The sequence below is a fragment of the Mesorhizobium sp. RCAM 06353 genome (assembly GCF_059683585.1).
The window spans coordinates 4223640-4248105 of the sequence record NZ_CM185031.1; the positions used below are offsets into that span (position 1 = coordinate 4223640).

Consider the following 24466-nt stretch of genomic DNA (forward strand, 5'->3'; position numbering starts at 1 on the left):
TGGGATGATCGAGGCAAGGAATGTTTCCGTTGATATCGCCGGCAAGCGCATCGTCGGCGGGGTCGATTTTGATGCGCGACCCGGCGCGATCGCGGCCATCGTCGGCCCCAACGGCTCCGGCAAGACGACCTTCCTGAAAGCGTTGTCGGGCGAACTTGCCTTTACCGGGCGCGTCACCCTCAACGGCCGCGACCTTTCTTCGATGAAGCCGGTCGAGATTGCCGTGCATCGCGCGGTGCTGCCGCAGGCGACGACACTGTCCTTCCCGTTCACCGTGCGCGAGGTGGTCAAGCTCGGCCTCGTTGGCGGCCGCGCGGGTGTGTTGCCGGGCGAGGATGCGCGGCTGCCGGAGCGGGCGCTGGCGCGCGTCGACCTCGACGGTTTTGCCGGGCGTTTCTACCAGGAGCTTTCGGGCGGTGAGCAGCAGCGCGTCCAGCTTGCGCGCGTGCTGTGCCAGGTCTGGGCGCCGGTGCTCGACGGCAAGCCGCGCTATTTGTTCCTCGACGAACCGGTTTCCAGCCTCGACATCAAGCACCAGCTGATCATCATGAACATCGCCCGCGATTTCGCCAGAAGGGGCGGCGGCGTCGTCGCCATCCTGCACGATCTCAACCTGACGGCCATGTATGCCGACCGTATCTTCGTCATGCATCGCGGCCGGCTGGCCGCGACCGGCTCTCCGCTGGATGTGCTCAGCGACGATTTGATCGAAAAAGTGTTCGATTGCCGGCTGAGGGTCGGCGTGCTCCCGGCCGGCAACATGCCGTTCGTGCTGCCGCAATCGTCGGTCGGTTGATGTTCAGGTGAGGCCGGCCTGCTCAGATCAGGCGGCCGGGGCGCGGCGCTCCAGCATGTCGATGCCAAGCAGGTTGCGCACATTCGGCCTTGCCGCCACCATGTCGGCGACTGTGTAGCGGGCAAGCACGGCGAAGAAGGCGTTGAGGGCCTCGCGCAGCGCCGAATTCAGCGCGCAGCTGTCGACCAGCGGGCATTCGGCCGCATCGTTCTCGAAGCATTCGGCCATGGCGAAGCTCTCCTCGGTCACGCGAACGACGTCGAAGAGGCTGATCGCCTCCGCGGCACGGCCAAGCCGGACGCCGCCATTGCGGCCGCGCACCGTCGCCACCAGGCCATGCTCGACCAGCGGCTGCAGGATCTTGAACAGGAACAGTTCCGACACCGAATAGGCGGCCGCGATTTCGGGAATGCGACTCAACCGGTCATTGTTCGCAGCACAATACATCAGGATGCGCATGGCATAATTGGTCTGGCGTGTAAGCCGCATTTTTGTCCTCACTAGGCGCCGGCGCGGTGCAACCACGCCGGATTCCAGAACTTTGCTGGCGCGGCTCCGATCCGGAATTTCGGATTCGCCACACTGGCCCAGGGCGAATATGGCCTATACCTTGGAATAATTCCAGACTAGCAGCGCGTGATAGATGAATATTCTCGTCAACTTTATGTGCGCAACCCGGCAAAGCGCGGGAAAAACCTGTCGTCGCGGGCATTTCGGCGGTCGAGGCACTAGATAGGTCCGAGATCGACCAGAGGTCGACCAGAGTTCGACGAGGAGCAGTTCATCCATGTCACAATCGGCTCCGTCCCTGGCGCCTGTCCGTTTCGATGCCGACGCGGCCGCCAAGCTCTCGGCGCTGCGCCGCACCAAATTCATCGCCACGGCCGCGCTGGCGTTTTGCGTGTTGGTGTTTGCCTTGGCCAAGTCGTTCCAAGGCACCTATCCGTGGCTGGGTTTCGTCGCGGCCTTCGCCGAGGCGGCGACCATTGGCGGCCTTGCCGACTGGTACGCGGTGGTGGCGCTGTTCAGGCGGCCGCTCGGGCTGCCGATCCCGCACACCGCCATCATCCCGGAAAACCAGAACCGCATCGCCGACAATCTCGGCCGCTTCATCGAGGCCAATTTCCTGGCGCCGGAGCCGGTGCGCGAGAAACTCGCCGAGGTCGATTTTGCAGCACTCGTCGCCGATTGGCTGACTGATGCCGAACGTGCGGCCGGCCTGTCGCGCTTCGTCGTGCGGCTGGTGCCGCAGACGCTTGCCGCGGTCGAGCAGTCCGGCCTGCGCGGCTTCGTCACCAGCCGCATGCTCGAGCAGATCGAAAAGGTGCCGCTGGCGCCGCTGGCCGCCGAGCTTTTGTCGGCGCTCACCGACGACCGTCGCCACCAGAAACTGTTCGACGAGTTCATCAAGGTGATCGGCCGCTTCCTGAACGACGAACAGGCGCTGGCAACGATGCGCGAGAAGATCCGTGAGGAGCTGCCGTCGCTGTTCAATCTGTTCCGGGCCGACGCCTATCTCCTGAAGAAGATCGTCGCTTCGGCGGGTTCCCTGCTCGACGAGGTGCGGGCCGATCCCGACCATCCGATGCGCGCCGAGTTCGACCGTTTTGCGCAGGGCTTCATCGAAAAACTCAGGACATCGAAGCAGTATGCCAAACGCGCCGAGCAGATGAAGCGGGATTTTCTGGCTCGGCCGGAGGTCAAGGGATTGGCCGGCGACATGTGGGAGAGCCTCAGCCTGTTCATCGAGCAGGATGCCAAGGCGCCGAATTCGGTGATCCGTGCGCATCTCGCCAACATGTTCGTCGAGGTCGGCCGCCATCTCGCCGGTGATGCCCAGATCCGGGCGGACGTGAACCAGGGGTTCGTGGTGGCGCTGGCCTCCTTCGTCGAGAGCCAGAAGAGCGGCGTGTCGAAGTTCATCGCCGACCAGGTCAAGCGCTGGGATCTTGCCCAACTGACGCGGCTGATCGAGATGAACATCGGCAGGGACCTGCAATACATCCGCTTCAACGGCATGATCATCGGCGGGCTGGCGGGTATCGTGCTCTATACGATCGAGCTGCTGCTCCCGGTCAATTGATGCACGCCGATCGCCAGGTTCGAAATGGACACGCGGCGCGCGAGTGATATGCTCCCCGGCGAGGGCAGCCGCATTTGCGGCAAAGGGGAGAAGACATCATGGCCAAGCAACCGGAATCCGATTCCTTCATGGACATGTTCGGCAGGTTTGGCCGCGACCTGAAGGTGCCCAATGTCGATGTCGAGGCGATCCTTGCCCATCACCGCAAGAACCTCGAAGCCTTGGAGAAATCGGCGCGAGCCGGCGCCGCCGGAGCGACCTCGCTGTTGTCAAGGCAGCGCGAACTGTTGCAGGACACGCTGCGCGAGGTTGCCGATATGGCGCAAAGCTACAGGGCGCCGGGCAATCCGCAGGAGTTGATGACCAAACAGACGGAATTCGCCCGCAAATCCTTCGAGGCTGCGCTGAAGAATGCCAGCGAGGTGGCTGAACTGGCCAAGAAATCCGGCACCGAATCGATCGAAATCCTGCGCGAGCGCATCAAAGAGGCGATGCAGGAAATCCGCGCCGGCTATGGGCAGAAATAGGCTCTTGCCGCCTGCCGTTTCGCCTTCGCAGGGCACGCGGCCTCCTGGCTTTGCAACCTTGCCCATAGTTGCATTCGCGCCACGAATAGGTTCCCGGCACCCTTGGAACGTCCAAGAATCCGAATTCGGCCTGCCATTGCATGGTAAGGCATGGCACGATTCAGCCGGAATTCGGCGGAACGGATTCATGCAGGACGAATTGACAGGGGCCGTGCGTTCGTGGTCCGGAGGCGCGGTGAGCTATCGGGAAAGCAGGAATGACAGAAGTACGGCCTAAAACGCCGCCGACCTACGAGCAGTTGAGGACGATGTCCGGGCAGGAGCTCGGTGTCTCGGAATGGACCACGGTCGACCAGAACCGTATCAACCAGTTCGCCGAATGCACCGGCGACCATCAATGGATTCATGTCGACCCTGAGCGGGCGCGGCGGCAAAGCCCGTTCCGCACGACGATCGCGCATGGCTATCTGACACTGTCGATCATTGGCGCGCTGGCGCTCGGCATGGGCATCGTGCCGGAAAACACCCAGGCGGCCTTCAACTATGGCTTCGACAAAGTGCGTTTCCTGGCGCCGGTCAAGGTCGGCGCGCGCATCAGGCTGCGCACGGTTCTGCTTTCCATGGAAGACAGAGGCCCCGGCCAGTATCTGATGAAGGCAGCCAACACGGTCGAGATCGAAGGCGAGGAAAAGCCGGCACTGATGGCGGAAACGCTGGTCATGCTTTATGAGCGGCGCAAACGGGCAGGGGCCTGAGAGACTGTTTGGAAATTCTATTCCGGCGGCCATCTGATGGCGTTTTCTGCGCTTCCCCGTTCTACTGCGTTCGCAGTAGAACTGAGCTCACGGACCCGAATGTCCGCTCCGCTCCGGTTCTCGAAACCACCACCATATGACTCGCCAGAGCGAATTTCGAAACAGTCTCGGAGAGGTGTGCACCCGGATTTAACGCTTCGATCGCCTATCGCCAAAAAGGGGTGGTGTCTTACGAAACATTGGGTTCTATGCGGGCAGCGGCGCGGGCCGAGAGCAGGGCGAGGATCAGCGCGACCAGCACCAGCGCCGTTGCCGTTCGAAAAGTGACCTGCATGCCCCGGGCGGCGGCCACGGAAGTCAGGATCTCCTGCCCAATGCCTCGCTGCGCCCCGGCCGATGCGACCGCGAATATAGCCCCCATCAAGGATGCGCCGGTGATGAGGCCAAGATTGCGCGACAGGTTGAGCAGGCCTGATATGACGCCGCGCTCGCCGGCGCCGACACCGCTCATGACGGCCGCATTGTTGGAGGTTTGGAACAGGGCATAGCCGAAGCAGGTGACGGTGATCGGAACGACATAGCTGGCAATGCCGAGCCTCATCATGGCCAGCGATAGCAGGAATGTACCGACGGCGAGACTGAACAGCCCAACGACCATCATCCTGTGGGCTCCGAAGCGATCAGCAAGCCGTCCGGCCAGCAGCGCTGACAGGGTCGACACGAGCGGCCCGGTCGAAAGCACCACGCCGACCATCGCGGCATCGAGTCCCAGTCCGCGCGACAGATAGAACGGGGCGACCACTAGGGTCGCCATCATCACCGTGGCGACGATCAGGCTCATGGCCAGACTGGCGCTGAGCCGCAGGTCCCGGAAGCTGGCAAGCCGGACCAGGGGGTTCTTGACGCGCCTCTGCGCGATGACGAACAGACCGACGCCGGCAGCGGTCGCAGCCAGCAGGCCGATGTTGAGAGCGCCAAAATTGCCCCGGCCAAGCGTCATGGCCAATGCATAGGCGGCCAGCGTCAAGGCCAGCAGGACAGTGCCTGTCGCGTCGAACTTGCCTTGAGCGGCCTGCGCTGTCTTGCTGCGCGCAGGCAAGGCACGCCAGGCGAGCGCGAAGGTCAGGAGGCCCAGCGGCACATTGATCAGGAAGATCGCCCGCCAGCCGAGGCCGGCGATCAGCAGACCACCTAGCGAGGGGCCGAGTGTCGTGCCGATCGCCGACATCGCACCGAGCAGGCCCATGGCGCTGCCGGTCCGCTCCTTGCTTACCGTCTCCGCGACAAAGGCCAGCGTCAGCGCCATCATCAACGCCGCGCCAAGCCCTTGCACGGCGCGCGCGGCGATCAGCAGCGAGAGCGTAGGCGCCAGCCCGCAGAGCACCGATGCCGATGTGAACAGCGCGATGCCGCCAAGCAGCAATGGCCGGCGCCCGAACATGTCGGCCAGCCGCCCGGCGCTGACGATCAGCGTCGTGATGGCAAGGAGATAGGCCAGAACCACCCATTGCACGGCCTGGAACGACGCCCCGAACGCCTGCATCAGCGAGGGCAGTCCTACGCCGGCAATGCTGGTTCCGAGCGACGACAGCAGCGTGGCGAGCGACAGGCCTGCCAGCGCCCAGCCGACCGATTGGTTCTGTTGATGGGCTGATACCAGCCCATCGTGATTTTGCGCGGCGACTGCCATGGCGATCTCCTTTCCGTTCGCTCCGGAACTGGAGCTGTCGGAGATCTAGCCCTGTGCCTGATATGGCGGAAGGCGCAGCATTTGCATCATATTCGTGCATCAAACGCCACATCATGCTACGATCCGCGGATGACATCGCCGGATCTCAATCTGCTTTTCGCCCTCGACGTTCTGCTGGCTGAAGGCAGCGTGGCCCGCGCGGCGCGCCGTCTGCGGCTCAGCCCTTCGGCGATGAGCCGGACGCTGGCGCGGCTGCGCGAGGCGACGGGCGATCCTTTGCTGGTCCGCGCCGGGCGCGGCCTGGTGGCGACGCCGCGCGCGGAGGAATTGCGCCGGCAGGTCGGCCCTGTCGTCCAGGACGCGGAGGCGCTGCTGCGTCCTGCCGCGTTGCTTGATCTCGCAAGCCTGGACAGGGTCTTCACGCTGCGCACTAATGAGGGCTTCGTCGAGGAGTTCGGGCCTCGTCTGGTCGCGCGCATCGCGGCCGATGCGCCAGGGGTGCGGCTGCGTTTTGCAGCAAAATCCGACAAGGATGTGATGTCGCTGCGCGACGCGGCGATTGACCTCGAGATCGGCGTTGCCGGTGAAACCGGGCCCGAAGTTCGCATCCAGGCGCTGTTTCGCGACCGTTTTATCGGCGCCGTTCGATCAGGCCATCCCTTTACCGAGGGCATTGTGACGCCCGAGCGCTATGCGGCTGGCCGGCATATCAGTGTCTCGCGGCGTGGCCGCGAGAGAGGGCCGATCGACGAGGCCCTAAGCGGGCTTGGCTTGCGGCGGACGGTTGTTTGCATGGTCTCGGGTTTCTCGGCCGCGCTCGCCATGGCGCGCGCCTCGGAGCTGGTCGCCAGCGTGCCCGAGCGGCATACGGCGGGCGGGCGCACAGGCATGCACAGTTTTCCGCTGCCGGTCGCCACGGTGGAGGTCACCATCTCCATGCTCTGGCATCCGCGCCTCGATGCCGATCCGGCGCAGCGCTGGCTGCGCGACTGCGTGCGGGAGGTCTGTGCGAGCCGCTGATTGAAAGCGACGTGCGATCACCGCTTCATCGCGGTTTCCAGCACCTTGAAAATCCGCTCGTCTTCGCATTGGGCGACGTTGAAGCGAAGGAAACGGCTGGCCGTTCCGGACAGGCTGAACGCATTGCCGGGCGCCAGCACGACATTGTCGGTGAGCGCGCGGCGTGCGACTTCGGCCGCGTCGACGCCATCGGGCAGGCTGCACCACAGGAACAGGCCGGCCGGCTGGTCGATCCACGGCGTGATGCCGATCGCCTTCAGCCGGGTGCCGGTCTCGACCATGGCACGCGCGAGTTTCGCGCGCAGCAGATCCATATGTTTGCGGTAGCTGCCGTCCTTCAGCAGCGTCAGCACCAGTTCGGCCGCCAGCCGTCCGCCGCCGAAAGTGGTGGCGATCTTGAGGTCGGTCAGGCCCTCGATCCAGTCGCGGGGCGCGGCGATGAAACCGCAGCGGATCGACGCCGACAGCGTCTTGGAGAAGCTGCCGATCTGCACAACGCGGCTGAGGCCATCGAAGGCCGCCAGTCTCGGGGCAGGGGCATGTTCGAAATCGGCGAAGATGTCGTCCTCGACGATGGTCAGGTCCGACTGGTCGGCGAGCTTGAGCAAGCGATGCGCGGTGACCGGCGACAGGATGGCGCCGGTCGGGTTGTGGATGGCGGAGTTGGTGATGTAGAGGCGCGGCCGATGCTCGGCGAGCGCCTGCGCGAACAGCTCGATATCAGGCCCCGACGGTGTGTAGGGCACACTGACGACCTTGGCGCGGTGGGCGCGCAGCAAAGCGTGGAAATTGAAATAGCAGGGATCGTCGACCAGCACGGTGTCGCCGGGCTCGATCAGGAACCGGCACAGGAGGTCGATGGCCTGCGTGCCCGATTCCGTCAGCATGATCTGCTCGGGTGAGACTTCGATGCCGTGCCCGGCCATGCGCCGCGCCAGCAATTGTCGTAACGGCGGCAGGCCGAGCGGCGTGCCGTAGTCGGCCAGCGCGACATCGTCGGCGCGCGCTGCTGTGCGCAGCGCCCGGCGCAGCCCGGCTTGCGGCATCCAGGAGGCCGGCAGCCAGCCACAGCCGGGTTTCAGGGTCTCGTCGCCGGCATCCAGCGACTGGCGCGAGACCCAGAGCGGGTCGACGGCGCGGTCGAGCCGGGGGCCGATCTCGGCCAGCGACAGCGGCGCCAGCGAGCCGGCGGCATAGAAGCCTGAACCCGGCCGGGACCGGATCGTGCCTTCGGCGGCGAGCCGCTCATAGGCTTCGACCACGGTGGATTTCGACACCTGCATGGATTGGGCGAAGGCGCGGATGGAGGGCAGCCGGGCGCCCGGTGTCAGGCTGCGCGCTGCGATCCGCTGGCGGATGGTCGCCATGACGCTTTCGACGAGGGTGGGGGCGCCCAGGGTTCGCGCGTCGTCCTTTTCCAAAGCGAAGTCCGTCATCCGTACTGCTCGTCAGGCCATTACAGTTTCGCTGAATTGTACCCCATTGTCTCTGGCTGCGCCATGGCATCTGCCGGATAGAGGGCGAAAGACATGGAGCCTGGAATGGACAAGACCGCGAGCGGCTGGCTGAACGGATTTATCGGCGTGTTGATCTTCTCAGGCTCACTGCCGGCGACGCGCGTGGCCGTGATGGACTTCAATCCGACATTCGTGACATCGGCCCGCGCCGCGATTGCCGGGCTGCTTGGCCTGGCAATGCTGCTCTTGTTCCGGCAGAAGCGCCCGGAGCGGGGCGATCTCATGTCACTGGTGATCGTCGCACTGGGAGTGGTGGTCGGCTTTCCCTTGCTGACCGCGCTGGCGCTGAAGCACGTCACCTCCGCCCACTCGATCATCTTCGTCGGCCTGCTGCCGCTGGCAACCGCGATCTTCGGCGTGCTGCGCGGCGGTGAGCGTCCACGACCGGCATTCTGGCTGTTTTCCTGCATAGGCAGCGCGCTGGTCGCGGGCTTCGCGCTGATGCAAGGCGTGACGGCCTCGCCGGTCGGCGATGGCCTGATGCTCGCCGCCATCGTCGTCTGCGGCCTGGGCTATGCCGAGGGCGCAGCGCTGTCGCGCAAGCTCGGCGGCTGGCAAGTGATCTGCTGGGCGCTGACGCTGTCGCTCCCGATCATGCTGGTACTGACGTTGGCGACCCTGCCGCCGTCCTTTGCAGCCGTCGGCTCCCACGCCTGGATCGGTCTCGCCTATGTCTCGCTGTTCAGCATGCTGATAGGCTTCGTCTTCTGGTACCGCGGCTTGGCGCAAGGTGGCATTGCGGCGGTGGGCCAGTTGCAGCTGCTGCAGCCCTTCTTTGGCCTGGCGCTGGCGGCGACGCTGCTGCACGAGCAGGTCAGCCCGCTGATGGTGGTGGTTACGCTCGGCGTCGTGGCGTGCGTGTTCGGGGCGAAGAAGTTTGCCCGGTAGTTCGGGAAGCGAGCCCCACGCCTAAAACTTCGTCACCACCCCAATGCCGATACCCTCGAAACCGCCCATCGCCATCAAGGCCGCGGGTGCTTCGTCGAGGCTGATCTTCTTGCCGACCAGCAGTTCGGGTTTGAGCTTGCCGTTGCGGATCATGTCCATCATCGCCTGGTAGCGATAGGCCTGCATGCCGTGGCTGCCGAGGATTTCGAGTTCGAAGGCGATGACCTTGTCCATCGGCACCTGCGGGCGGGCGTGTTCGCCCAGCATCAGGCCAACCTGCACATGACGGCCGCGCCGGCGCAGATTGGCGATCGAGTTGAACGAGGTCGTGGGGTGGCCGAGCGCGTCCATCGACATATGCGCGCCGCCATTGGTGATCTGCTTGACCGCCTTGACCACATTCGGCGTCGTCGAGGCGTTGATGGTCGCGACGGCGCCGATCTTTTTGGCGAAGTCCAGCTTTTCGTCGGTGAGATCGATGGCAATGACATTGGCGCCCATCGAGCTGGCGATCATGATCGCCGACAGGCCGACGCCGCCGCAGCCATGCACCGCCACCCATTCGCCGGGCTTGACCCGCCCCTGGTCGACGATGGCGCGAAACGAGGTGACGAAGCGGCAGCCGAGGCTGGCGGCGGTGGCGTATTCCATCTCCTCGGGCAGGCGCACCAGATTGGTATCGGCATGCTCGATGCCGACATATTCGGCGAACGAGCCCCAGCCGGTAAAGCCGGGCTGCGTCTGGTGCTCGCAGACCTGGTGGTTGCCCGAGGTGCATTCGAAGCAGCGGCCGCAGCCGACGGCGAACGGCACCGTCACGCGGTCGCCGGCCTTCCAGCGGCTGACCTGCTTGCCGGCGGCGACGACGACGCCGGCCAGCTCATGTCCCGGGACGTGCGGCAAGGTGATGCCGTCATCATGGCCCATCCAGCCATGCCAGTCGCTGCGGCACAGCCCCGTCGCCTCGACCTTGATGACGACGCCATCGGCAGCCGGCTTCGGATCGGGGACGGTCTGGATCGTCGGCGCTTCGCCGAATTTCTCGAAGACGACGGCTTTCATCTGTAACTCCACCCTAGGACGGTATTCGCTACCTGAAACGATAGCCGATTCCCTGTCGGGTCAAGGAGAAATCGATTCCGCCTGGCAGGCCGTCCGCCGAACCAGCCCAGGGCGGTCAGCTGTTTTCCTGGTTGCGGAAATCGGCGAGCCTTGTGTCGCCAGGGACAAGCAGCCGCCCGTCCTCGGCATGCACTTCCAGGCGCCTGATCGGCCGGCCGCTCTTGATGTCGACCATGAAAGTGTAGGGCTCGCCCGGTCCGGAGAAATAGGTCTCGCCCCACTGCCGCAAGGCAACCAGGACGTAGAACAGGCCGCGCCCCTTTTGCGTCAGCACATATTCATGGTGGGCGCTGCCGTCGGGTGCGGGCACCGTCTCCAGGATGCCGTGCGCGACCAGATTGCGCAGCCGCGCCGACAGGATGTTCTTGGCGACGCCGAGGCTCTTCTGGAACTCGCCGAAGCGACGCAGCCCGTCGAAGGCGTCGCGCACTATGAGCAGCGACCACCAGTCGCCGATCGCGTCCAGCGGCCGCGCAATCAGGCAATCGGCTTCGTGGTGACTCGTTCGTTTCACCATGGCAATCGTTGGTCCAGATCCGTCATTTTGGTTGCAACATAAAACTGTTCTGTCTATCCAGCAAGAGGTTTCAAGTTGAAACCTATTTGCGGAGAGCGACATGAATGTGCAGGTGGTGAACAGCGCGGCAACAAGCCTGGAGCGATCCGACGGGCCGCGGCAAGTCGTGCCGGCGGCGCCACCGGGACTGTCGGCAATGACCGCGCTGGTCTTCGCCATCGCTTGCGGCCTGAGCGTCGCCAATGTCTATTTCGCCCATCCGCTGCTCGACGCCATGGCGTATGATTTTGCCATCGCGCCGGCCTCGGTCGGCATCGTGGTGACGGTCACGCAGATCGGCTACGCGCTCGGCCTGTTCTTCATCGTGCCGCTGGGCGATTTGTTTGACCGCCGCAAGCTGATCGCCGGGCAGGCCATCCTTTCCGCCGTGGCGTTGATCTCGGTCGGCATCGCGCCAAATGCGGCGATGCTGCTGGCGAGCCTCGCGGTTGTCGGGCTGCTTGCCGTGGTGGTGCAGGTGCTGGTGGCTTACGCCGCCGATCTCGCCGCGCCGTCCGAGCGCGGGCGGGCGGTCGGCACCGTCACCAGCGGCGTCATCCTTGGCATCCTGCTTGCCCGCTTCGTCGCCGGTGTCGTCGCCGATTTCGCCGGCTGGCGCTGGGTCTATCTGATCTCGGCGGCACTGACGCTCATCATGGCGGTGGTTCTCTTCCTCATCTTGCCGCGTCGCGAGCCGGAGCGGCCACGCACATCCTACCCGCGCCTGTTGGGCTCGGTGGTGCTGTTGTTCGTGCAGGAGCCGCTGCTGCGCGTGCGCGCCGTGCTCGCAATGCTGATCTTCGCCACCTTCAACGTGCTATGGGCGCCGCTGGTGCTGCCGCTGAGCGCCGCGCCATTTTCACTCTCGCACACCGAGATCGGATTGTTCGGCCTGGCCGGTGTCGCCGGCGCTCTCGGTGCCCGCTGGACAGGCCGCCTCGTCGATCGCGGGCGTGGGCAACTGGTCACCGGCCTCAGCCTGTTGTTGATGACAGCAGCCTGGCTGCCGATCGCCTTCATGGGCCTGTCGCTGTGGCTGCTCGTCGCCGGCATCGTCATGCTGGACCTGGCGATCCAGGCCGTCCATGTCACCAACCAAAGCCTGATCTTCGCGCGCCGGCCGGATGCGCGCAGCCGGCTGGTCGGCGGCTACATGATCTTCTATTCGCTCGGCAGCGCGCTCGGCTCGATCGCCTCGACCGTGATCTATGGCGCCATGGGCTGGAGCGGCGTCTGTATGCTGGGCGCCGGCATCGGCCTTATGGCGTTGCTGTTCTGGGCGCTGACGCTGCGCGTGGGCCGATAGACCGGTCTACTCGGCATCGATCTGGTTCTGCGGCGCTGCCTTCTGAAAAGCCGGCAGCGCCATGCAGGCGGCGTTGATGCGGGCGATCGTCGGGTAGGGCGTCAGGTCGACGCCGAAGCGGGCGTTGCTGGTGATTTGCGCCGCCAGACAGATGTCGGCGAGCCCAGGCGCTTCGCCATGGCAGAAAGTTCCGGTCTCGGGTGAAGAAGCCAGGATCTTTTCAAGCGGCTGAAAGCCTTCGTTGACCCAGTGGCGGAACCAGTTGGTGATGTCCTCGTCGCCGGCGCCGAACAAGGTGCGCAGCGAGGTCAGCACGCGCAGATTGTTCACCGGGTGGATGTCGCAGGCGATCATCTGCGCCAGCATCCTCACGCGCGCCCGCCCAAGTGCGTCCTTCGGCAGCAGCGGCGGCGCGGGCTCGATCTCGTCGAGATATTCGATGATCGCCAGCGACTGCGTCAAAAGCGTGCCATCGTCGAGCACCAATGCCGGCACCAGCCCCTGCGGATTGACCGCGAGGTAGGACGGTTCCAGATGGTCGCCATGGCGCAGATGATGCGGGACATAGTCATAGCTCAGCCCCTTCATCTCCAGCGCGATCCGCACCCGGTAGGAGGTGGAGGAGCGATAGTAATTGTGCAGGACGAGTTCGCTCATGCGCTCAGTTCGGTTGGCCGATGGTCACTTCGATCGTGCCGATGCCGTCGACGCCGCCGGTCATCGTCTCACCCGGCTCCACGGCGGCGACGCCGGCCGGCGTGCCGGTGAAGATCAGGTCGCCGGGTTGCAGTTCGACTGCTTCGCTGCAAATCGAGACGATGTCAGCGATTGGCCAGATCAGTTCGGTGAGGTTGGCATCCTGTTTCACCGTGCCGTTGACGGCGAGCCAGATACGGCCTTTCGTCGGATGGCCGGTCTTTTGTGCAGGAACCAGCGGGCCGCAAGGAGCGGAGCGGTCGAAGGCTTTCGACCAGTCCCAGGGCCGCGCGGCCTTCTTGGCTTCGTCCTGGAGATCGCGACGGGTGAGGTCGATGCCGACGGCGTACCCCCAGACATGATCCAGCGCCCGATCACGCGCAATGCGGAAACCCGGCCTGCCGATCGCGGCCACCAGTTCGATTTCGTGGTGCAGATTGGCCGTCAGCGGCGGGTAGGGGATCACGGTGCCGGAATCGACCACCGCGTCGGCCGGCTTGGTGAAGAAGAAGGGCGGATCGCGCTCGTCATTGCCGAATTCGCGCGCGTGCGCCGCATAATTGCGCCCGACGCAGAAAATACGCCGGACGGCAAATCGCTCGGCCGAGCCGCTGATGGCGACGGATGGCGTTGGCGGCACGGGAAGGATGAAGACGGTCATGGTGGTCTCTGCGTTCGGGATGATGGCGGCACCTTCGACCGATTTCGGGGGCCGGGCAAGGCGTCGCTTTTCATAAAGCAAAGGCATTGCCGGGGCTGTACAAGGAATTCAGGGTTCCCATCACTTTTGCAGCAGTGCATCCTATCAACTGGCGATAGACTATTTGCCAATAATCCGGCCATGGTCACAGGACTATGGTGTGGCGGGTAAACCGGAACGAGCCACATGACAGTATCCAATGATCGCGCCCGGTTCCTGATCATCGACGACCATCCGCTGTTTCGCGAGGCGCTGCACAGCGCGGTGCAGATGGCCTATCCGGAAGTCGATACGGTCGAGGCGCGCTCGATCGCCGAGGCGCTCGATCTGCTGGCAGGGATAAAGCCGTTCGATTTGGCGCTGCTCGATCTCAACATGCCCGACGTGCATGGCTTTGACGGGCTGCTGCAGCTCAGGACGCGCTATCCGCGGCTGCCGGTGGTTATCGTCTCAGGCTACGAGGAACCGCGGATCATTTCCGAGGCCTTGTCCTATGGTGCTGCCGGCTTCATCCCGAAATCGGCGCGCAAGAGTGACCTGGCCGCCGCCATCCGCTCGGTGATGGACGGCGCGATCTATGTGCCGGAAACCTATGAAGGCCAGCCGGCCGACGCCGACAGCATCGACCGCGCCGACATGGTCCAGCGCCTGTCCAAGCTGACGCCGCAGCAACTGCGCGTGCTGCAAATGCTGCGCCAGGGCCTGCTCAACAAGCAGATCGCCTATGAGCTGCAGGTCGGCGAGACCACGGTAAAGGCGCATGTCTCGGAGATATTGCGCAAACTCAACGTGTACAGCCGCACGCAGGCGGTGATCGAGGTTTCGAAGCTGGACAATGCCGAGCTGTTTCGGGATCAGGCGGGGTTTTGAGCTTCCACCCTCCCCCTTGTGGGGAGGGTCGATCCGCAAAGCGGAGCGGGGTGGGGGAGCTTGCCGCTGCACCCCACCCCGGCGCTGCGCGCCGACCCTCCCCATCAAGGGGAGGGTAAGCCCCTAAGCCAGCAAATGCGCCAGCAGCGCCCGCAACTGCGCCGGCTTCAGCGGTTTTCGCATCAGTTCGATGCCGCCGGCCCGCGCTGCCTTGGCGACGGCTTCGGAACTGTCGGCGGTGACGATCAGCGCCGGCACGGCGCGGCCGAGATAGTCGCGGACTTCCGATATGGTGGCGGTGCCGAGATCGCCGCCGTCGAGATGCTGGTCGGCAATGACGATGTCGGGCACCCAGTCGGTGTCGCCGAGCAGGTCCAGCGCGTCGTCGGTCGAGGTCGCGGACCGCACCAGGCACTGCCAGCGCTCGAGCAGGAAGGTCATGGCCTCCAGCACCTCGATGTCGTTCTCGACCAGCAGCACCTTGGTGCCGAACAGACCGTAGCCGCGCGACCGCTCCAGGCTGGTGGCGCTGGCAATGGCGTCGGCGGGCGCGCCGATACCGACGGGGACATCGATGTGGAAGATCGTGCCGCGCCCGACCTTCGATGAGAAGGTCACGGGGTGGCCGAGCGCGCCGGCCATGCGGCGCACGATGGCAAGCCCGAGCCCGAGACCGTTGCCGTCACGTTCCGAACTGGCCGGTGAGGTGCCGCGATGGAACTCCTCGAACACCGCCTCGCGCTGGTCCTCGGGAATGCCGCAGCCAGTATCGGCGACATCGATGCGGATGGTGTCGCCGCGATGCCTGGTGCCGACCAAGACACCTCCGGAACGGGTGTAGCCCAGCGCGTTGGAGAGGATGTTCTGCAGGATGCGGCGCAGCAGCGTCCGGTCGGAGCGGACCACGGCATTGACCGGCCGAAATTTCAGCGACAGCCGCTTCATTTCCGCGACCGGCTGGAAATCCGAGCGCAGCGACGAGAACAGCGCTTCCAGGCTGACGTCGCCGATGTCGGGCTGCACCACGCCGGCGTCGAGCTTGGAGATATCCAGCAGCGTGCGCAGCAGGTCCTCCATCGTTTCCAGCGAGCGCTCGACTTGGCGGACAAGCTTCCTGCCTTCGTCGCTGGTCTGCACTTCGGCGAGCGCCGAGACGGAGAGGTGGGCCGCGTTCAGCGGCTGCAGCACGTCATGGCTGGCGGCGGCGAGAAACCTGGTCTTGGAGAGGTTCGCCAGCTCGGCATTTTCCTTGGCGGCGCTGAGGTCGATGTTGGACTGCTCCAGCCGGCGCAGCGTCGAATGCAGCTCCTCGGTGCGCGTGCGCACGCGGTTCTCCAGCGAGATCGCGGTCTGGAACAGCGAGAAGGCATTGCCTTGCTGGTCCATCGAGCGCTCGACGCGGCTGACCAGGGCGGCGTTGATCTTCTTCAGCTTTTCGAGATCGTTTATGTCCTTGAGCGGCATCTTGTCATTCTGCAGCCTGGCGCTCGCCAAAGGCAATTCCGGTGAAGGTTTGGTTCAGATGCATCGACCGATACTGTTCGCCATAAGTGCCGAAGCCGATGACATTGTTGACCCGGTAAAGTTCCGAAATGTCACGAAAGACCTGCCGGTTGCGCGCATCGAGCCGGCGCAGCACGCAGTCGAAGCCGAGGATCAGGTCGATGCCGCCCAGCCTGTCCTCGACCTCGCGCAGGGCGGCGCGCGTCGATTCCACCATGTCCTTGGGCTGGGCGATCGACAGCACGACGCCGTCGTCGATGGCGCAGAAGAACGACAGCGAGCCATCCGCGTGCATCCTCTGGATCGAGCGGCAGTAATATTCGCCGCCCACCTTCACCACCACCGGATGCGAGGCGAAGCTCAGCGGCGTCAGGGTCTGCGGCATGATGCCGACGGAGGCGGCATATTCCTCCGCCGCATTGGTGGCGTTGAACTCGCGCACGATGCGGTGATCGGCGTCGGACGCGGTCACCACCAGCTTTTCGTCGGTCGGAACGAAATTGTCGGTCTTGAAGACATGGAACGGAATTTCCGTGGCGATCAGCACGATGATGGCGCTGTCCGAGGTGACCCTGCCATTCGAGATCAGGCGCGTCGTCTCGAATTTCAAATCGTCGCCGGCCGAGCCGCCGAGCAACGGTATGTCGTCAAGACCCCAGTGGATGGCCGAGCTGACCGCTTCCTCGGCATAGGACAGCCCATCGATGAAGCAGAGCGCGAAGGTGTTGCTGGCCTGCTCGCAGCCAAGCCGGCCGCGCAGCGTGCGCCGCAAGGCCTCGACCTCGCCGGTGATCCTGTCCATGCCCGATGAGGACAAATTGTCGACCATGGCGCTGACCGCGGTGAACGACGCCGAGGGAAGCAGCATCGCCAGCATATGGCCTTCCTCGAGCCCCTGCGGCGTGATCTCGCCGGCGGTGGAGCAGCCGGCATGGTGGAGCGCCGGCGCGTAGGCCGAGAGTGCCCGCGACAGGGCGCCGGCCTCGACGAGGCTCTGGGAAAAGAACACGAGGGCAAAGCCGGCGTTGATTGCGGCAGCCTCGCTGGCTACCGCGCGTGCGAAAACGTCCGGGTCGGGCTCGTCCGTGGTCAGCGCCGACAAGCCGCAGGCGTAGCGCGTCGTTGAACTGGTCAGCGGCGTTCTCCCGCATTTCCTCCGACGCTTGTTTATGCGCTGTTTTTACAAGCTTTTGGCGCGCGGGCGTCGAAGGGCATTGTTGCTTCCAATAGGCGTTTTGGCAATGGGGCGAGGGGAATGCGCCTTCGGCCGTGGCCATGACCGAAAGTACAATGATCCGCCATTTCCGTCGCGCTGTTTTTTGTGCGTTGTGCGGTGTACGAATAACGCATGGCCGAAGTGCCAGCGGCACGTCGGCAGCGTGATGACCAAGGTTGATACCCAGGGAGGATTCATGTCGGACGTTTCGTTGATGGTGAACGGCAAGCGGGTCAGCGGGGCCGCTGAGGATCGAACGCTGCTGGTTCACTTCCTGCGCGAGAATCTCGGCCTGACCGGCACGCATGTCGGCTGCGACACCTCGCAATGCGGGACCTGTGTCGTCCATGTCGACGGCAGGGCGGTCAAGTCCTGCTCGATGCTCGCCATCCAGGCCTCAGGGTCGACCATCGTGACGATCGAGGGTCTGGCCAACGGCGCCGACCTGCATCCCGTGCAGGCCGCCTTCAAGGAACATCACGGCCTGCAATGCGGCTTCTGCACGCCAGGCATGATCATGACGGCAACCGACATGATCGCCCGCCATCCCGAGGGCCTCGACGAGGCGACGGTGCGGGCCGAGCTGGAAGGCAACATCTGCCGCTGCACCGGCTACCACAACATCGTCAAGGCGATCCTCGCCGCATCGAAGACGATGTCGAAGGGGGCCGCCAAGGCCAAAGCGAAACAAGCTGCTTAAACGAGGCAGTAGGTCAGTAAGGCAGTAGGGCAGTAGGGAACCGGACCAATTTTTCCCTACTGCCGTACTGCCCTACTCACCTACTCCCCCTACAATAATCTCGGGAGGAATTTCTGATGGGCATTGAAGGTGTTGGCGCTCGGGTCGCGCGCAAGGAAGACAAAAGGTTCATTACCGGCGCCGGCCGCTATGTCGACGACATGGTGGTTCCCGGCATGAAGCATGCGGCCTTCGTGCGCAGCCCGCACGCGCATGCGCAGATCAAGAAGATCGACGTCAAGAAGGCGCAAGGCATGCCTGGCGTCATCGGCGTGCTGACCGGCAAGGAGCTCAAGGCCGACGGCATCGGCAATCTCATCTGCGGCTGGATGATCCATTCCAAGGACGGTTCGCCGATGAAGATGGGCGCCTGGTCGCCACTGGCCTTCGACAAGGTCCGTTATGTCGGCGACGCGGTGGTCATCGTGGTCGCCGAGACCAAGGGTCAGGCGCGCGATGCGGCCGAGGCGGTCGAGATCACCTACAAGGAATTGAAGGCTGTCGTCGACGCTTCCAAAGCAATGGACAAGGGCGCGCCGCAGATCCATCCGGAGGCCGAAAACAACCTGATCTTCGACTGGGACATCGGCAATGCCGACGACACCGCCGCCGCGTTCAAGAAGGCAGCCCATGTCATCAAGATGGACATCATCAACAACCGGCTGGTTCCCAATGCCATGGAGCCGCGCGCGGCACTCGGCCACTATGACAAGGCCGAGGACCACTACACCTGCTGGACGACGTCGCAGAACCCGCATGTCGCGCGGCTGGTGATGAGTGCCTTCTACAATGTCGCGCCGGAAAACAAGCTCCGCGTCATCGCGCCGGATGTCGGCGGCGGCTTCGGCTCGAAGATCTATATCTATCCGGAAGAGATCGTCTGCCTGTGGGCCTCCAAGAAGACCGGCGTCCCGGTGAAATGGGTGGCCGACCGTACCGAAAGCTTCCTCACCGACGCGCATGGCCGCGACCACCACACCCATGCCGAAATGGCTTTCGATGCGGACCACAGGATCCTTGGCCTCAAGGTCGAAACAAAAGCCAATCTCGGCGCCTATATGTCGCTGTTCTCGTCGGCGACCCCGACCTATCTCTACGCGACGCTGCTGTCGGGCCAGTACAATATCCCGGCGATCCACGCCAATGTGAAGGCGATCTACACCAACACCGCACCCGTCGATGCCTATCGCGGGGCAGGACGGCCGGAAGCAACGTTCGTCATGGAACGCATGATGGAAACCGCCGCGCGCCAGTTCGGCGTTTCGCCGGCGGACCTGCGGCGCAAGAATTTCGTCACCACCTTCCCGCACCAGACGCCGGTCATCATGTGTTATGACGCCGGCGACTACGCGGCCTCTCTCGATGCCGCGATGAAGGCGTCGGATTATGCCGGCTTTGCCAAGCGCAAGGCTGCCGCCGCTAAGAAGGGCCTGCTGCGCGGCATCGGCATGAGCTGCTACATCGAGGCCTGCGGCATCGCGCCGTCGGCGGCGGTCGGCTCGCTCGGCGCCGGTGTCGGCCTGTGGGAATCGGCGGAAGTGCGGGTCAACGCCGTCGGCACGATCGAGGTGCTGACCGGCTCGCACAGCCATGGCCAGGGTCACGAGACGACCTTCGCGCAATTGGTCAACGAGCGTTTTGGCGTGCCGATCGATTCGGTTTCGATCGTCCATGGCGACACCGACAAGGTGCAGATGGGCATGGGCACTTACGGTTCGCGCTCAGGCGCGGTCGGCATGTCGGCCATCGTCAAGGCGCTCGACAAGGTCGAGGCCAAGGCCAAGAAGATCGCCGCGCACCTGCTCGAAGCCGACGAGGGCGACATCGTCATCGAGAATGGCGCGCTGAAGGTTGCCGGTACCGACAAGAACGTGCCGTGGTTCCAGGTGGCGCTTGCCGCCTATACCGCCCACAATCTGCCGGCAGGGATGGAGCCCGGGCTGAAGGAAACCGCCTTTTACGATCCGTCGAACTTCACCTTCCCGGCGGGCTGCTACATCTGCGAGGTCGAGGTCGATCCGGAGACCGGGACGACCGAGATCGTCCAGTTCGTGGCGGCCGATGATTTCGGTAACATCATCAATCCGATGATCGTCGAAGGCCAGGTGCATGGCGGCATCGCGCAAGGCGTCGGCCAGGCGCTGCTGGAAGGCGCCCACTACGACGCTAGCGGCCAGCTGCTGACGGCGAGCTACATGGACTACACCATGCCGCGCGCCGGCGACCTGCCGTCGTTCAAGGTCTCGACCTCGAACACGCCATGTCCGGGCAATCCGCTCGGGATCAAGGGCTGCGGCGAGGCGGGCGCCATCGGCTCGCCGCCGGCGGTGATCAACGCCATCACCGATGCCATCGGCAGCAACGATCTCGCCATGCCAGCCTCGCCGTCCACCGTGTGGGCAGCGATCCGCGCCGCGACGAAGCACTGAGGAGGAACAGCCATGTATTCGGTCAACTATCACCGTGCCGCCTCGGTCACTGATGCCGCCAAGCTCGTGAAGAGCGGCGACGCCAAGCTACTCTCCGGCGGCATGACCTTGATCCCCGCCATGAAGACGCGGCTGGCGGCCCCCTCCGACCTTGTTGACCTGTCACGCATCAAGGATCTGCAGGGGATAAAAGTTTCGGGCAAGACGGTCACCATCGGCGCCGCCACCACGCATTTCGACGTCGCCAATGACGAGAAGCTGCAAAAGGCCTGTCCGGCGCTTGCCCATCTGGCGTCGCTGATCGGCGACCCTGCGGTGCGCCACAAGGGCACGATCGGTGGCTCGATCGCCAACAACGATCCGGCGGCGGACTATCCGGCGGCACTTCTGGCGCTGGGCGCCACCATCGTCACCAACAAGCGCGAGATCGCTGCCGACAAGTTCTTCAAAGGACTGTTCGAAACGGCATTGAAGGATGGAGAGATCGTCACGGCGGTTACCTTCACCGCGCCGGCAAAGGCTGCCTACGAAAAATTCCGCAACCCGGCCTCGCGCTACGCGATCGTCGGCGTGTTCGTGGCCAAGGGCAAGGATGGCGTCAGCGTCGCCGTCACCGGTGCCGGCGATGACGGTGTCTTCCGCTCGAAGGAGATCGAGGCCGCACTGGCGAAGAATTTCGATGCTGCATCGCTTGCCGGTGTAAAAGTGCCGGCGAAGAACCTGATGAGCGACATCCACGCTTCCGCCGACTACCGCGCCAATCTGATCACGGTCATGGCCAAGCGTGCGGTGGCAGCAGCCAACGCCTGACTGCATCAATTGCCGACATCGAAAGGGGCCGTCTCGGCCCCTTTTTCGTATGCGGCAAGCTGTAGCCGTGCGGCTCTTGAAGGAAATGCCGCCGCGCGACCGGTCCTTTGCTTCAAGCAATTCCGGCAGCTTGCTGCCCAAGGAACTGCTTCAGCGGCAATCTCGCACTTGCACAAACTGATATTGCACTGCAATATGAATTTGGGCGGGAATGCGAGCCGGGTTCGGAGAATGCATCGCCGTGCCCTTTCGCATGCCAATGCGAAGGGATCGGCATGTCCGAAATTTCCGCGACCCATTTGGTTCCGTCCCGATCCGTCGTCGACAGATCGGCCCGGACAAGACTGGCCTATCTCGATGGCTGGCGCGGCCTGTCGATAGCCCTGGTGTTGATCGGGCATTTTTTTCCGGTTCCGGGAATCAATCTGGGCGTGCTGGGCGTCGAATTCTTCTTCGTGCTCAGCGGCCGGCTGATGGGCGAAATCCTGTTCATCGAACGCTACCCGCTGAAGAAGTTCTTCAAGCGCCGTTTCTCGCGTATCTACCCGGCACTTCTGGTGTTCGTCATCGTTGCCATGGTTGCGCTCTCCGGCACGTTCATCGCCTTCAAATGGAAGGCGGCCCTGACGGCGCTTACATTCACCTACAACTATGCCGGTATCCTCGTCACCCGTGCCGGTGCGCTTGACCATATCTGGTCGCTCTGCGTCGAGGAGCATGCCTACATCATCCTTGCGCTGATCAGCGCGCTCGTCTCCAGCCGCGACCGCGTCATCCCGCTGCTGCTGGCGCTGGCCCTGCTCGCCATGGCCAATGGCGCGATTTCGTACTGGGTGTTCAAGCTGGATTATGAGGCCACTTACTGGCGCACCGATGTGCACATCGCCTCGATCCTGCTGTCGGCTTCGATCTGCCTGCTCAAGGCCGACGGCCGGCTGCCGGCCGTGCTGAAGGGGCCCTATATCGCGCTGGCCGCGGCGATCGCCGCGGTTCTGCTGTTCATGGACCCGGTGCCGACGCCGATCCACTATCTCCTGGCGGTGCCGCTGCTGGCGCTGGCCGTCAATGCGCTTGATTTCAGCACGCCGATTTTTTCCAATTTGCTGTCGTCCTGGCCGATGGCGACGTTGGGCCTATGGTCATACTCGCTCTATTTGTGGCAGCAGCCTTTCTACAAATTCGTCTACGAGCAAGGCAGCAACCCGTGGCCGATGCTGGCCGCGGTCTTTGCCTGCGCGCTCTGCAGCTACTACCTCATCGAGCGGCCGGCGCGTGAATGGCTGAACCGCAACTGGTGACTCAGGCCTCATCGCGCCGAGACACTGTTGTTGCGAGCCTGAGATAGCGCCGCAGGCCGGCTTCGCCGCGCGGTGTCGTCCAGCGATGGTTCCAGGCGAAAGCCGGCCGCAGCAGTGGTGCCAGGAATTTGAGGATCGGCCTCTCGACCGTGACCTGCCAGGTCAACTGGACATGGGTGCCGGTGCCCGACGCCGACAGTTCGGCCCGCCACAGCCCGTCGAAGTCGCCAAAGGTCTTCACCACCACTAGCCGGCCAGGTTCGAGTTCGGCGGCCTCGATGATGAAGTTGAGTTCGTAGGGCAGGGCGCCACGCGCCCGCGCCCTTGCCCGCGAGCCGACGGACGCCTTGCCCTTGCCGTCGAGCGGCACCACTTCCTTGTAGACATCGCCCCACCACAGCGGCAGCAATTCGGCGTCGGAGAGCACGTCCCACACTTGTTGCGGCGTGCCTTCGGGAATGTGCCAGCTTTCATCGAAGCGGAAGACGTTGCTTGGCATCGCGGTTCCTCCGGTTGGTGGAACCCATATTAGATGTGGCTTCTTTATGTGGCCAGCGCAACAGAGTTAGGCGACGATCTGCTTGACGTAGTAGCGCACCGCTTTCTTGCCGCCATGGATCACCGCGTCGCCGACTTCAGCGAAACCCAGCGCAGCGTGGAAGGCGTCCGAGGCGGGGTTGGGCGGATCGGCGTTGACCTCGCAGGTGACCAGCGTGTGGCCGGCGCGCTCTGCATGCTCGAACAGATCCTGATAAAGCCGGCGCGCATGGCCGCGGCCCCTGGCGTGCGCCGCCACGACGACGCGGTCGACATAGATGAAGCGTTCGTAGCGTTCGCAAAACCACAGGAAATTCGGGCTGTCGTAGTTGGCCTCCTGGTCGAAGGTCATGATGAAGGCTTCGAGATCGCCGATGCGCCGCGCATAGAATGCTTCGCCGAGCAGGAACGACAGCCGCTCGGCCTCGAGCCAGGACAGTTCCGCGGCATGCTCATTGTTGAGCGCCAGTATGTCGGCTTCGTCGCCTTGCGCTATGCGGTCTATCTCAGAGGTCATGCCTTGGCCGCTACGATCGTCGCCGCCACCAGCGGAGTGTCGGTCAGTGTGTTGCGGTATTCGCGATCGAGATCGGAACCGCCCATGCCGACCTTTGGATTGCGGTAGCGCATGGCGCTCGGCACATCCTTCAGTGCGGCAAAATGCATTTCGGCCAGCCCGGTCTTTCCGCGCACCTCGGCGATGTTGGCGAGATCGAGCCCGCCGCAGCCGAGGATGATGATGCGGTCGCCGGCCTGCTGCACCAGATCTGCCAGCAACGGCAGGCCTTCGATCGCGGTGTCGCGCTGGCCGCTGGTCAGCACGCGGCCGACCTTGCAGCGGATCAGCGCTTCCAGCGCCTCGGCCGGATCGCGCGTCATGTCGAAGGCGCGGTGGCAGGTGACGTTCAGGGAGCCGGCGGCTTGCGTCAGTTCGCCCATGCGCTTCTCGTCGATGGTGCCGTCGGCGTTCAGGCAGCCGAACACGACGCCGGGCACGCCGAGATCGCGGAGTGCGGCGACATCGGCGAGCATCGAGCGGTACTCGGTCTCGCTGTAGAGAAAATCGCCGCCACGCGGCCGCACCATGACATGGAACGGTACCGTCGCCTGGTTCAGGGCGGCGCGCACCGTGCCGAGGCTCGGCGTAATGCCACCTTCGACCAGGCTGGCGCACAGTTCGACCCGGTCGGCGCCGGCAGCCTGCGCGGCGAGCAGGCCATCAATGCCTTCGACACAAATTTCGATCAGCGGCGGGCGGATTTCTGTGGTCAAGGGGCGATCCAGTTCATGATGTTGCGCAAAGCCCTAGCACCCGGGCGGCTGGCGCGAAAGCGTGAACGATGCCCCGCCATTTGGACCAGGCGACATTTCCGGCTTGACAGTCCTATAACCGTGTAGTTATGAATAA

At 64.1% G+C, this 24466-nt stretch carries 24 protein-coding genes; 12 read left to right on the forward strand and 12 right to left on the reverse strand.

Translation table 11 applies throughout. The annotated features are described in order from the left end of the window. Positions 1-4 precede the first annotated feature (4 nt). Positions 5-796: a heme ABC transporter ATP-binding protein gene (locus AC56QX_RS20375; protein WP_497110222.1), complete on the forward strand. Its 792-nt coding sequence runs from the start codon at positions 5-7 to the stop codon at positions 794-796. A 27-nt stretch (positions 797-823) separates the two neighbouring features. Here AC56QX_RS20375 and rirA read toward each other — a convergent pair whose 3' ends face one another. Further along, on the reverse strand, positions 824-1285 hold the full coding sequence (rirA, locus tag AC56QX_RS20380; protein WP_477222223.1) for an iron-responsive transcriptional regulator RirA: 462 nt from the start codon (positions 1283-1285) through the stop codon (positions 824-826). A 298-nt stretch (positions 1286-1583) separates the two neighbouring features. Between rirA and AC56QX_RS20385 the strand changes: the two genes are divergently transcribed. The 3 genes from AC56QX_RS20385 to AC56QX_RS20395 all read left to right on the forward strand — a co-directional run bounded on the left by AC56QX_RS20385 (position 1584) and on the right by AC56QX_RS20395 (position 4161). Further along, positions 1584-2879 carry a DUF445 domain-containing protein gene (locus AC56QX_RS20385; RefSeq protein WP_497110223.1) on the forward strand — a complete coding sequence of 432 codons (1296 nt, stop codon included), beginning with the start codon at positions 1584-1586 and terminating at the stop codon, positions 2877-2879. Between the two features lie 98 nt (positions 2880-2977). After that, positions 2978-3406, forward strand: coding sequence for a phasin family protein (locus AC56QX_RS20390; RefSeq protein ID WP_497110224.1), 429 nt, complete (start codon positions 2978-2980; stop codon positions 3404-3406). Positions 3407-3663: 257 nt separating this feature from the next. Beyond that, the gene (locus tag AC56QX_RS20395) at positions 3664-4161 is read left to right on the forward strand and encodes a MaoC family dehydratase (RefSeq protein ID WP_497110225.1); all 498 of its coding nucleotides are present in this window, start codon (positions 3664-3666) and stop codon (positions 4159-4161) included. A 229-nt stretch (positions 4162-4390) separates the two neighbouring features. On the opposite strand, the gene AC56QX_RS20400 is transcribed toward AC56QX_RS20395, so the two are convergent. Further along, positions 4391-5851 carry an MFS transporter gene (locus AC56QX_RS20400; RefSeq protein ID WP_497110226.1) on the reverse strand — a complete coding sequence of 487 codons (1461 nt, stop codon included), beginning with the start codon at positions 5849-5851 and terminating at the stop codon, positions 4391-4393. A 129-nt stretch (positions 5852-5980) separates the two neighbouring features. On the opposite strand from AC56QX_RS20400, the gene AC56QX_RS20405 reads away from it, so the two are divergent. Further along, positions 5981-6871, forward strand: a complete 891-nt coding sequence (locus AC56QX_RS20405) for a LysR family transcriptional regulator (protein ID WP_497110227.1) — start codon at positions 5981-5983, stop codon at positions 6869-6871. 17 nt (positions 6872-6888) lie between these two features. Here the strand turns inward: AC56QX_RS20405 and AC56QX_RS20410 are convergent, their stop codons facing one another. Continuing rightward, a complete protein-coding gene (locus AC56QX_RS20410) occupies positions 6889-8307 on the reverse strand; it encodes an aminotransferase-like domain-containing protein (RefSeq protein WP_497110228.1) in 1419 nt (472 codons plus the stop codon). 105 nt (positions 8308-8412) lie between these two features. Between AC56QX_RS20410 and AC56QX_RS20415 the strand changes: the two genes are divergently transcribed. Continuing rightward, entirely contained in the window at positions 8413-9276 is an 864-nt protein-coding gene (locus AC56QX_RS20415; RefSeq protein WP_497110229.1) for a DMT family transporter, read from the forward strand. 21 nt (positions 9277-9297) lie between these two features. On the opposite strand, the gene AC56QX_RS20420 is transcribed toward AC56QX_RS20415, so the two are convergent. Continuing rightward, positions 9298-10338, reverse strand: a complete 1041-nt coding sequence (locus AC56QX_RS20420; RefSeq protein ID WP_027043808.1) for a zinc-dependent alcohol dehydrogenase family protein — start codon at positions 10336-10338, stop codon at positions 9298-9300. A 115-nt stretch (positions 10339-10453) separates the two neighbouring features. After that, positions 10454-10915: a winged helix-turn-helix transcriptional regulator gene (locus AC56QX_RS20425; protein WP_497110230.1), complete on the reverse strand. Its 462-nt coding sequence runs from the start codon at positions 10913-10915 to the stop codon at positions 10454-10456. Positions 10916-11015: 100 nt separating this feature from the next. On the opposite strand from AC56QX_RS20425, the gene AC56QX_RS20430 reads away from it, so the two are divergent. Beyond that, positions 11016-12260, forward strand: coding sequence for an MFS transporter (locus tag AC56QX_RS20430; RefSeq protein WP_497110231.1), 1245 nt, complete (start codon positions 11016-11018; stop codon positions 12258-12260). A gap of 6 nt (positions 12261-12266) precedes the next feature. On the opposite strand, the gene maiA is transcribed toward AC56QX_RS20430, so the two are convergent. Together maiA and AC56QX_RS20440 are read right to left on the reverse strand one after the other, a co-directional pair. Then, positions 12267-12917 (reverse strand): maleylacetoacetate isomerase, encoded by a 651-nt coding sequence (gene maiA, locus AC56QX_RS20435; RefSeq protein ID WP_497110232.1) that lies wholly within the window; start codon positions 12915-12917, stop codon positions 12267-12269. A gap of 4 nt (positions 12918-12921) precedes the next feature. Then, entirely contained in the window at positions 12922-13617 is a 696-nt protein-coding gene (locus AC56QX_RS20440) for a fumarylacetoacetate hydrolase family protein (RefSeq protein ID WP_497110233.1), read from the reverse strand. A gap of 225 nt (positions 13618-13842) precedes the next feature. On the opposite strand from AC56QX_RS20440, the gene AC56QX_RS20445 reads away from it, so the two are divergent. Further along, entirely contained in the window at positions 13843-14526 is a 684-nt protein-coding gene (locus AC56QX_RS20445; protein ID WP_027043803.1) for a response regulator, read from the forward strand. 123 nt (positions 14527-14649) lie between these two features. Here the strand turns inward: AC56QX_RS20445 and AC56QX_RS20450 are convergent, their stop codons facing one another. Beyond that, on the reverse strand, positions 14650-15990 hold the full coding sequence (locus tag AC56QX_RS20450; protein ID WP_477439186.1) for a hybrid sensor histidine kinase/response regulator: 1341 nt from the start codon (positions 15988-15990) through the stop codon (positions 14650-14652). 4 nt (positions 15991-15994) lie between these two features. Continuing rightward, a complete protein-coding gene (locus AC56QX_RS20455) occupies positions 15995-17131 on the reverse strand; it encodes an FIST N-terminal domain-containing protein (RefSeq protein ID WP_497110234.1) in 1137 nt (378 codons plus the stop codon). A 310-nt stretch (positions 17132-17441) separates the two neighbouring features. Here AC56QX_RS20455 and AC56QX_RS20460 point away from each other — a divergent pair, with 310 nt between their 5' ends. The 4 genes from AC56QX_RS20460 (at position 17442) to AC56QX_RS20475 (ending at position 22521) form a co-directional block, all read left to right on the forward strand. Next, positions 17442-17945 (forward strand): (2Fe-2S)-binding protein, encoded by a 504-nt coding sequence (locus AC56QX_RS20460; RefSeq protein ID WP_497110235.1) that lies wholly within the window; start codon positions 17442-17444, stop codon positions 17943-17945. 116 nt (positions 17946-18061) lie between these two features. Next, on the forward strand, positions 18062-20413 hold the full coding sequence (locus tag AC56QX_RS20465) for a xanthine dehydrogenase family protein molybdopterin-binding subunit (RefSeq protein ID WP_497110236.1): 2352 nt from the start codon (positions 18062-18064) through the stop codon (positions 20411-20413). Between the two features lie 12 nt (positions 20414-20425). Beyond that, positions 20426-21223 carry an FAD binding domain-containing protein gene (locus tag AC56QX_RS20470; protein WP_497110237.1) on the forward strand — a complete coding sequence of 266 codons (798 nt, stop codon included), beginning with the start codon at positions 20426-20428 and terminating at the stop codon, positions 21221-21223. A 275-nt stretch (positions 21224-21498) separates the two neighbouring features. Further along, entirely contained in the window at positions 21499-22521 is a 1023-nt protein-coding gene (locus tag AC56QX_RS20475; protein WP_497110238.1) for an acyltransferase family protein, read from the forward strand. 1 nt (position 22522) lies between these two features. Here AC56QX_RS20475 and AC56QX_RS20480 read toward each other — a convergent pair whose 3' ends face one another. The 3 genes from AC56QX_RS20480 to AC56QX_RS20490 form a co-directional block, all read right to left on the reverse strand. Continuing rightward, positions 22523-23020 (reverse strand): SRPBCC family protein, encoded by a 498-nt coding sequence (locus tag AC56QX_RS20480; RefSeq protein ID WP_497110239.1) that lies wholly within the window; start codon positions 23018-23020, stop codon positions 22523-22525. Positions 23021-23086: 66 nt separating this feature from the next. Further along, a complete protein-coding gene (locus AC56QX_RS20485; protein WP_497110240.1) occupies positions 23087-23575 on the reverse strand; it encodes a GNAT family N-acetyltransferase in 489 nt (162 codons plus the stop codon). Further along, entirely contained in the window at positions 23572-24330 is a 759-nt protein-coding gene (locus AC56QX_RS20490; RefSeq protein WP_497110241.1) for a copper homeostasis protein CutC, read from the reverse strand. Before AC56QX_RS20490 ends, AC56QX_RS20485 begins: the two co-directional genes overlap by 4 nt. Positions 24331-24466: the final 136 nt, after the last annotated feature.

Excerpts from the sequence above, each read along its gene's own strand:
- AC56QX_RS20375 (WP_497110222.1), top strand. The coding sequence starts at position 5 with ATGATCGAGGCAAGGAATGTTTCCGTTGATATCGCCGGCAAGCGCATC.
- rirA (WP_477222223.1), bottom strand. The coding sequence starts at position 1,285 with ATGCGGCTTACACGCCAGACCAATTATGCCATGCGCATCCTGATGTAT.
- AC56QX_RS20385 (WP_497110223.1), top strand. The coding sequence starts at position 1,584 with ATGTCACAATCGGCTCCGTCCCTGGCGCCTGTCCGTTTCGATGCCGAC.
- AC56QX_RS20390 (WP_497110224.1), top strand. The coding sequence starts at position 2,978 with ATGGCCAAGCAACCGGAATCCGATTCCTTCATGGACATGTTCGGCAGG.
- AC56QX_RS20395 (WP_497110225.1), top strand. The coding sequence starts at position 3,664 with ATGACAGAAGTACGGCCTAAAACGCCGCCGACCTACGAGCAGTTGAGG.
- AC56QX_RS20400 (WP_497110226.1), bottom strand. The coding sequence starts at position 5,851 with ATGGCAGTCGCCGCGCAAAATCACGATGGGCTGGTATCAGCCCATCAA.
- AC56QX_RS20405 (WP_497110227.1), top strand. The coding sequence starts at position 5,981 with ATGACATCGCCGGATCTCAATCTGCTTTTCGCCCTCGACGTTCTGCTG.
- AC56QX_RS20410 (WP_497110228.1), bottom strand. The coding sequence starts at position 8,307 with ATGACGGACTTCGCTTTGGAAAAGGACGACGCGCGAACCCTGGGCGCC.
- AC56QX_RS20415 (WP_497110229.1), top strand. The coding sequence starts at position 8,413 with ATGGACAAGACCGCGAGCGGCTGGCTGAACGGATTTATCGGCGTGTTG.
- AC56QX_RS20420 (WP_027043808.1), bottom strand. The coding sequence starts at position 10,338 with ATGAAAGCCGTCGTCTTCGAGAAATTCGGCGAAGCGCCGACGATCCAG.
- AC56QX_RS20425 (WP_497110230.1), bottom strand. The coding sequence starts at position 10,915 with ATGGTGAAACGAACGAGTCACCACGAAGCCGATTGCCTGATTGCGCGG.
- AC56QX_RS20430 (WP_497110231.1), top strand. The coding sequence starts at position 11,016 with ATGAATGTGCAGGTGGTGAACAGCGCGGCAACAAGCCTGGAGCGATCC.
- maiA (WP_497110232.1), bottom strand. The coding sequence starts at position 12,917 with ATGAGCGAACTCGTCCTGCACAATTACTATCGCTCCTCCACCTCCTAC.
- AC56QX_RS20440 (WP_497110233.1), bottom strand. The coding sequence starts at position 13,617 with ATGACCGTCTTCATCCTTCCCGTGCCGCCAACGCCATCCGTCGCCATC.
- AC56QX_RS20445 (WP_027043803.1), top strand. The coding sequence starts at position 13,843 with ATGACAGTATCCAATGATCGCGCCCGGTTCCTGATCATCGACGACCAT.
- AC56QX_RS20450 (WP_477439186.1), bottom strand. The coding sequence starts at position 15,990 with ATGCCGCTCAAGGACATAAACGATCTCGAAAAGCTGAAGAAGATCAAC.
- AC56QX_RS20460 (WP_497110235.1), top strand. The coding sequence starts at position 17,442 with ATGTCGGACGTTTCGTTGATGGTGAACGGCAAGCGGGTCAGCGGGGCC.
- AC56QX_RS20465 (WP_497110236.1), top strand. The coding sequence starts at position 18,062 with ATGGGCATTGAAGGTGTTGGCGCTCGGGTCGCGCGCAAGGAAGACAAA.
- AC56QX_RS20470 (WP_497110237.1), top strand. The coding sequence starts at position 20,426 with ATGTATTCGGTCAACTATCACCGTGCCGCCTCGGTCACTGATGCCGCC.
- AC56QX_RS20475 (WP_497110238.1), top strand. The coding sequence starts at position 21,499 with ATGTCCGAAATTTCCGCGACCCATTTGGTTCCGTCCCGATCCGTCGTC.
- AC56QX_RS20480 (WP_497110239.1), bottom strand. The coding sequence starts at position 23,020 with ATGCCAAGCAACGTCTTCCGCTTCGATGAAAGCTGGCACATTCCCGAA.
- AC56QX_RS20485 (WP_497110240.1), bottom strand. The coding sequence starts at position 23,575 with ATGACCTCTGAGATAGACCGCATAGCGCAAGGCGACGAAGCCGACATA.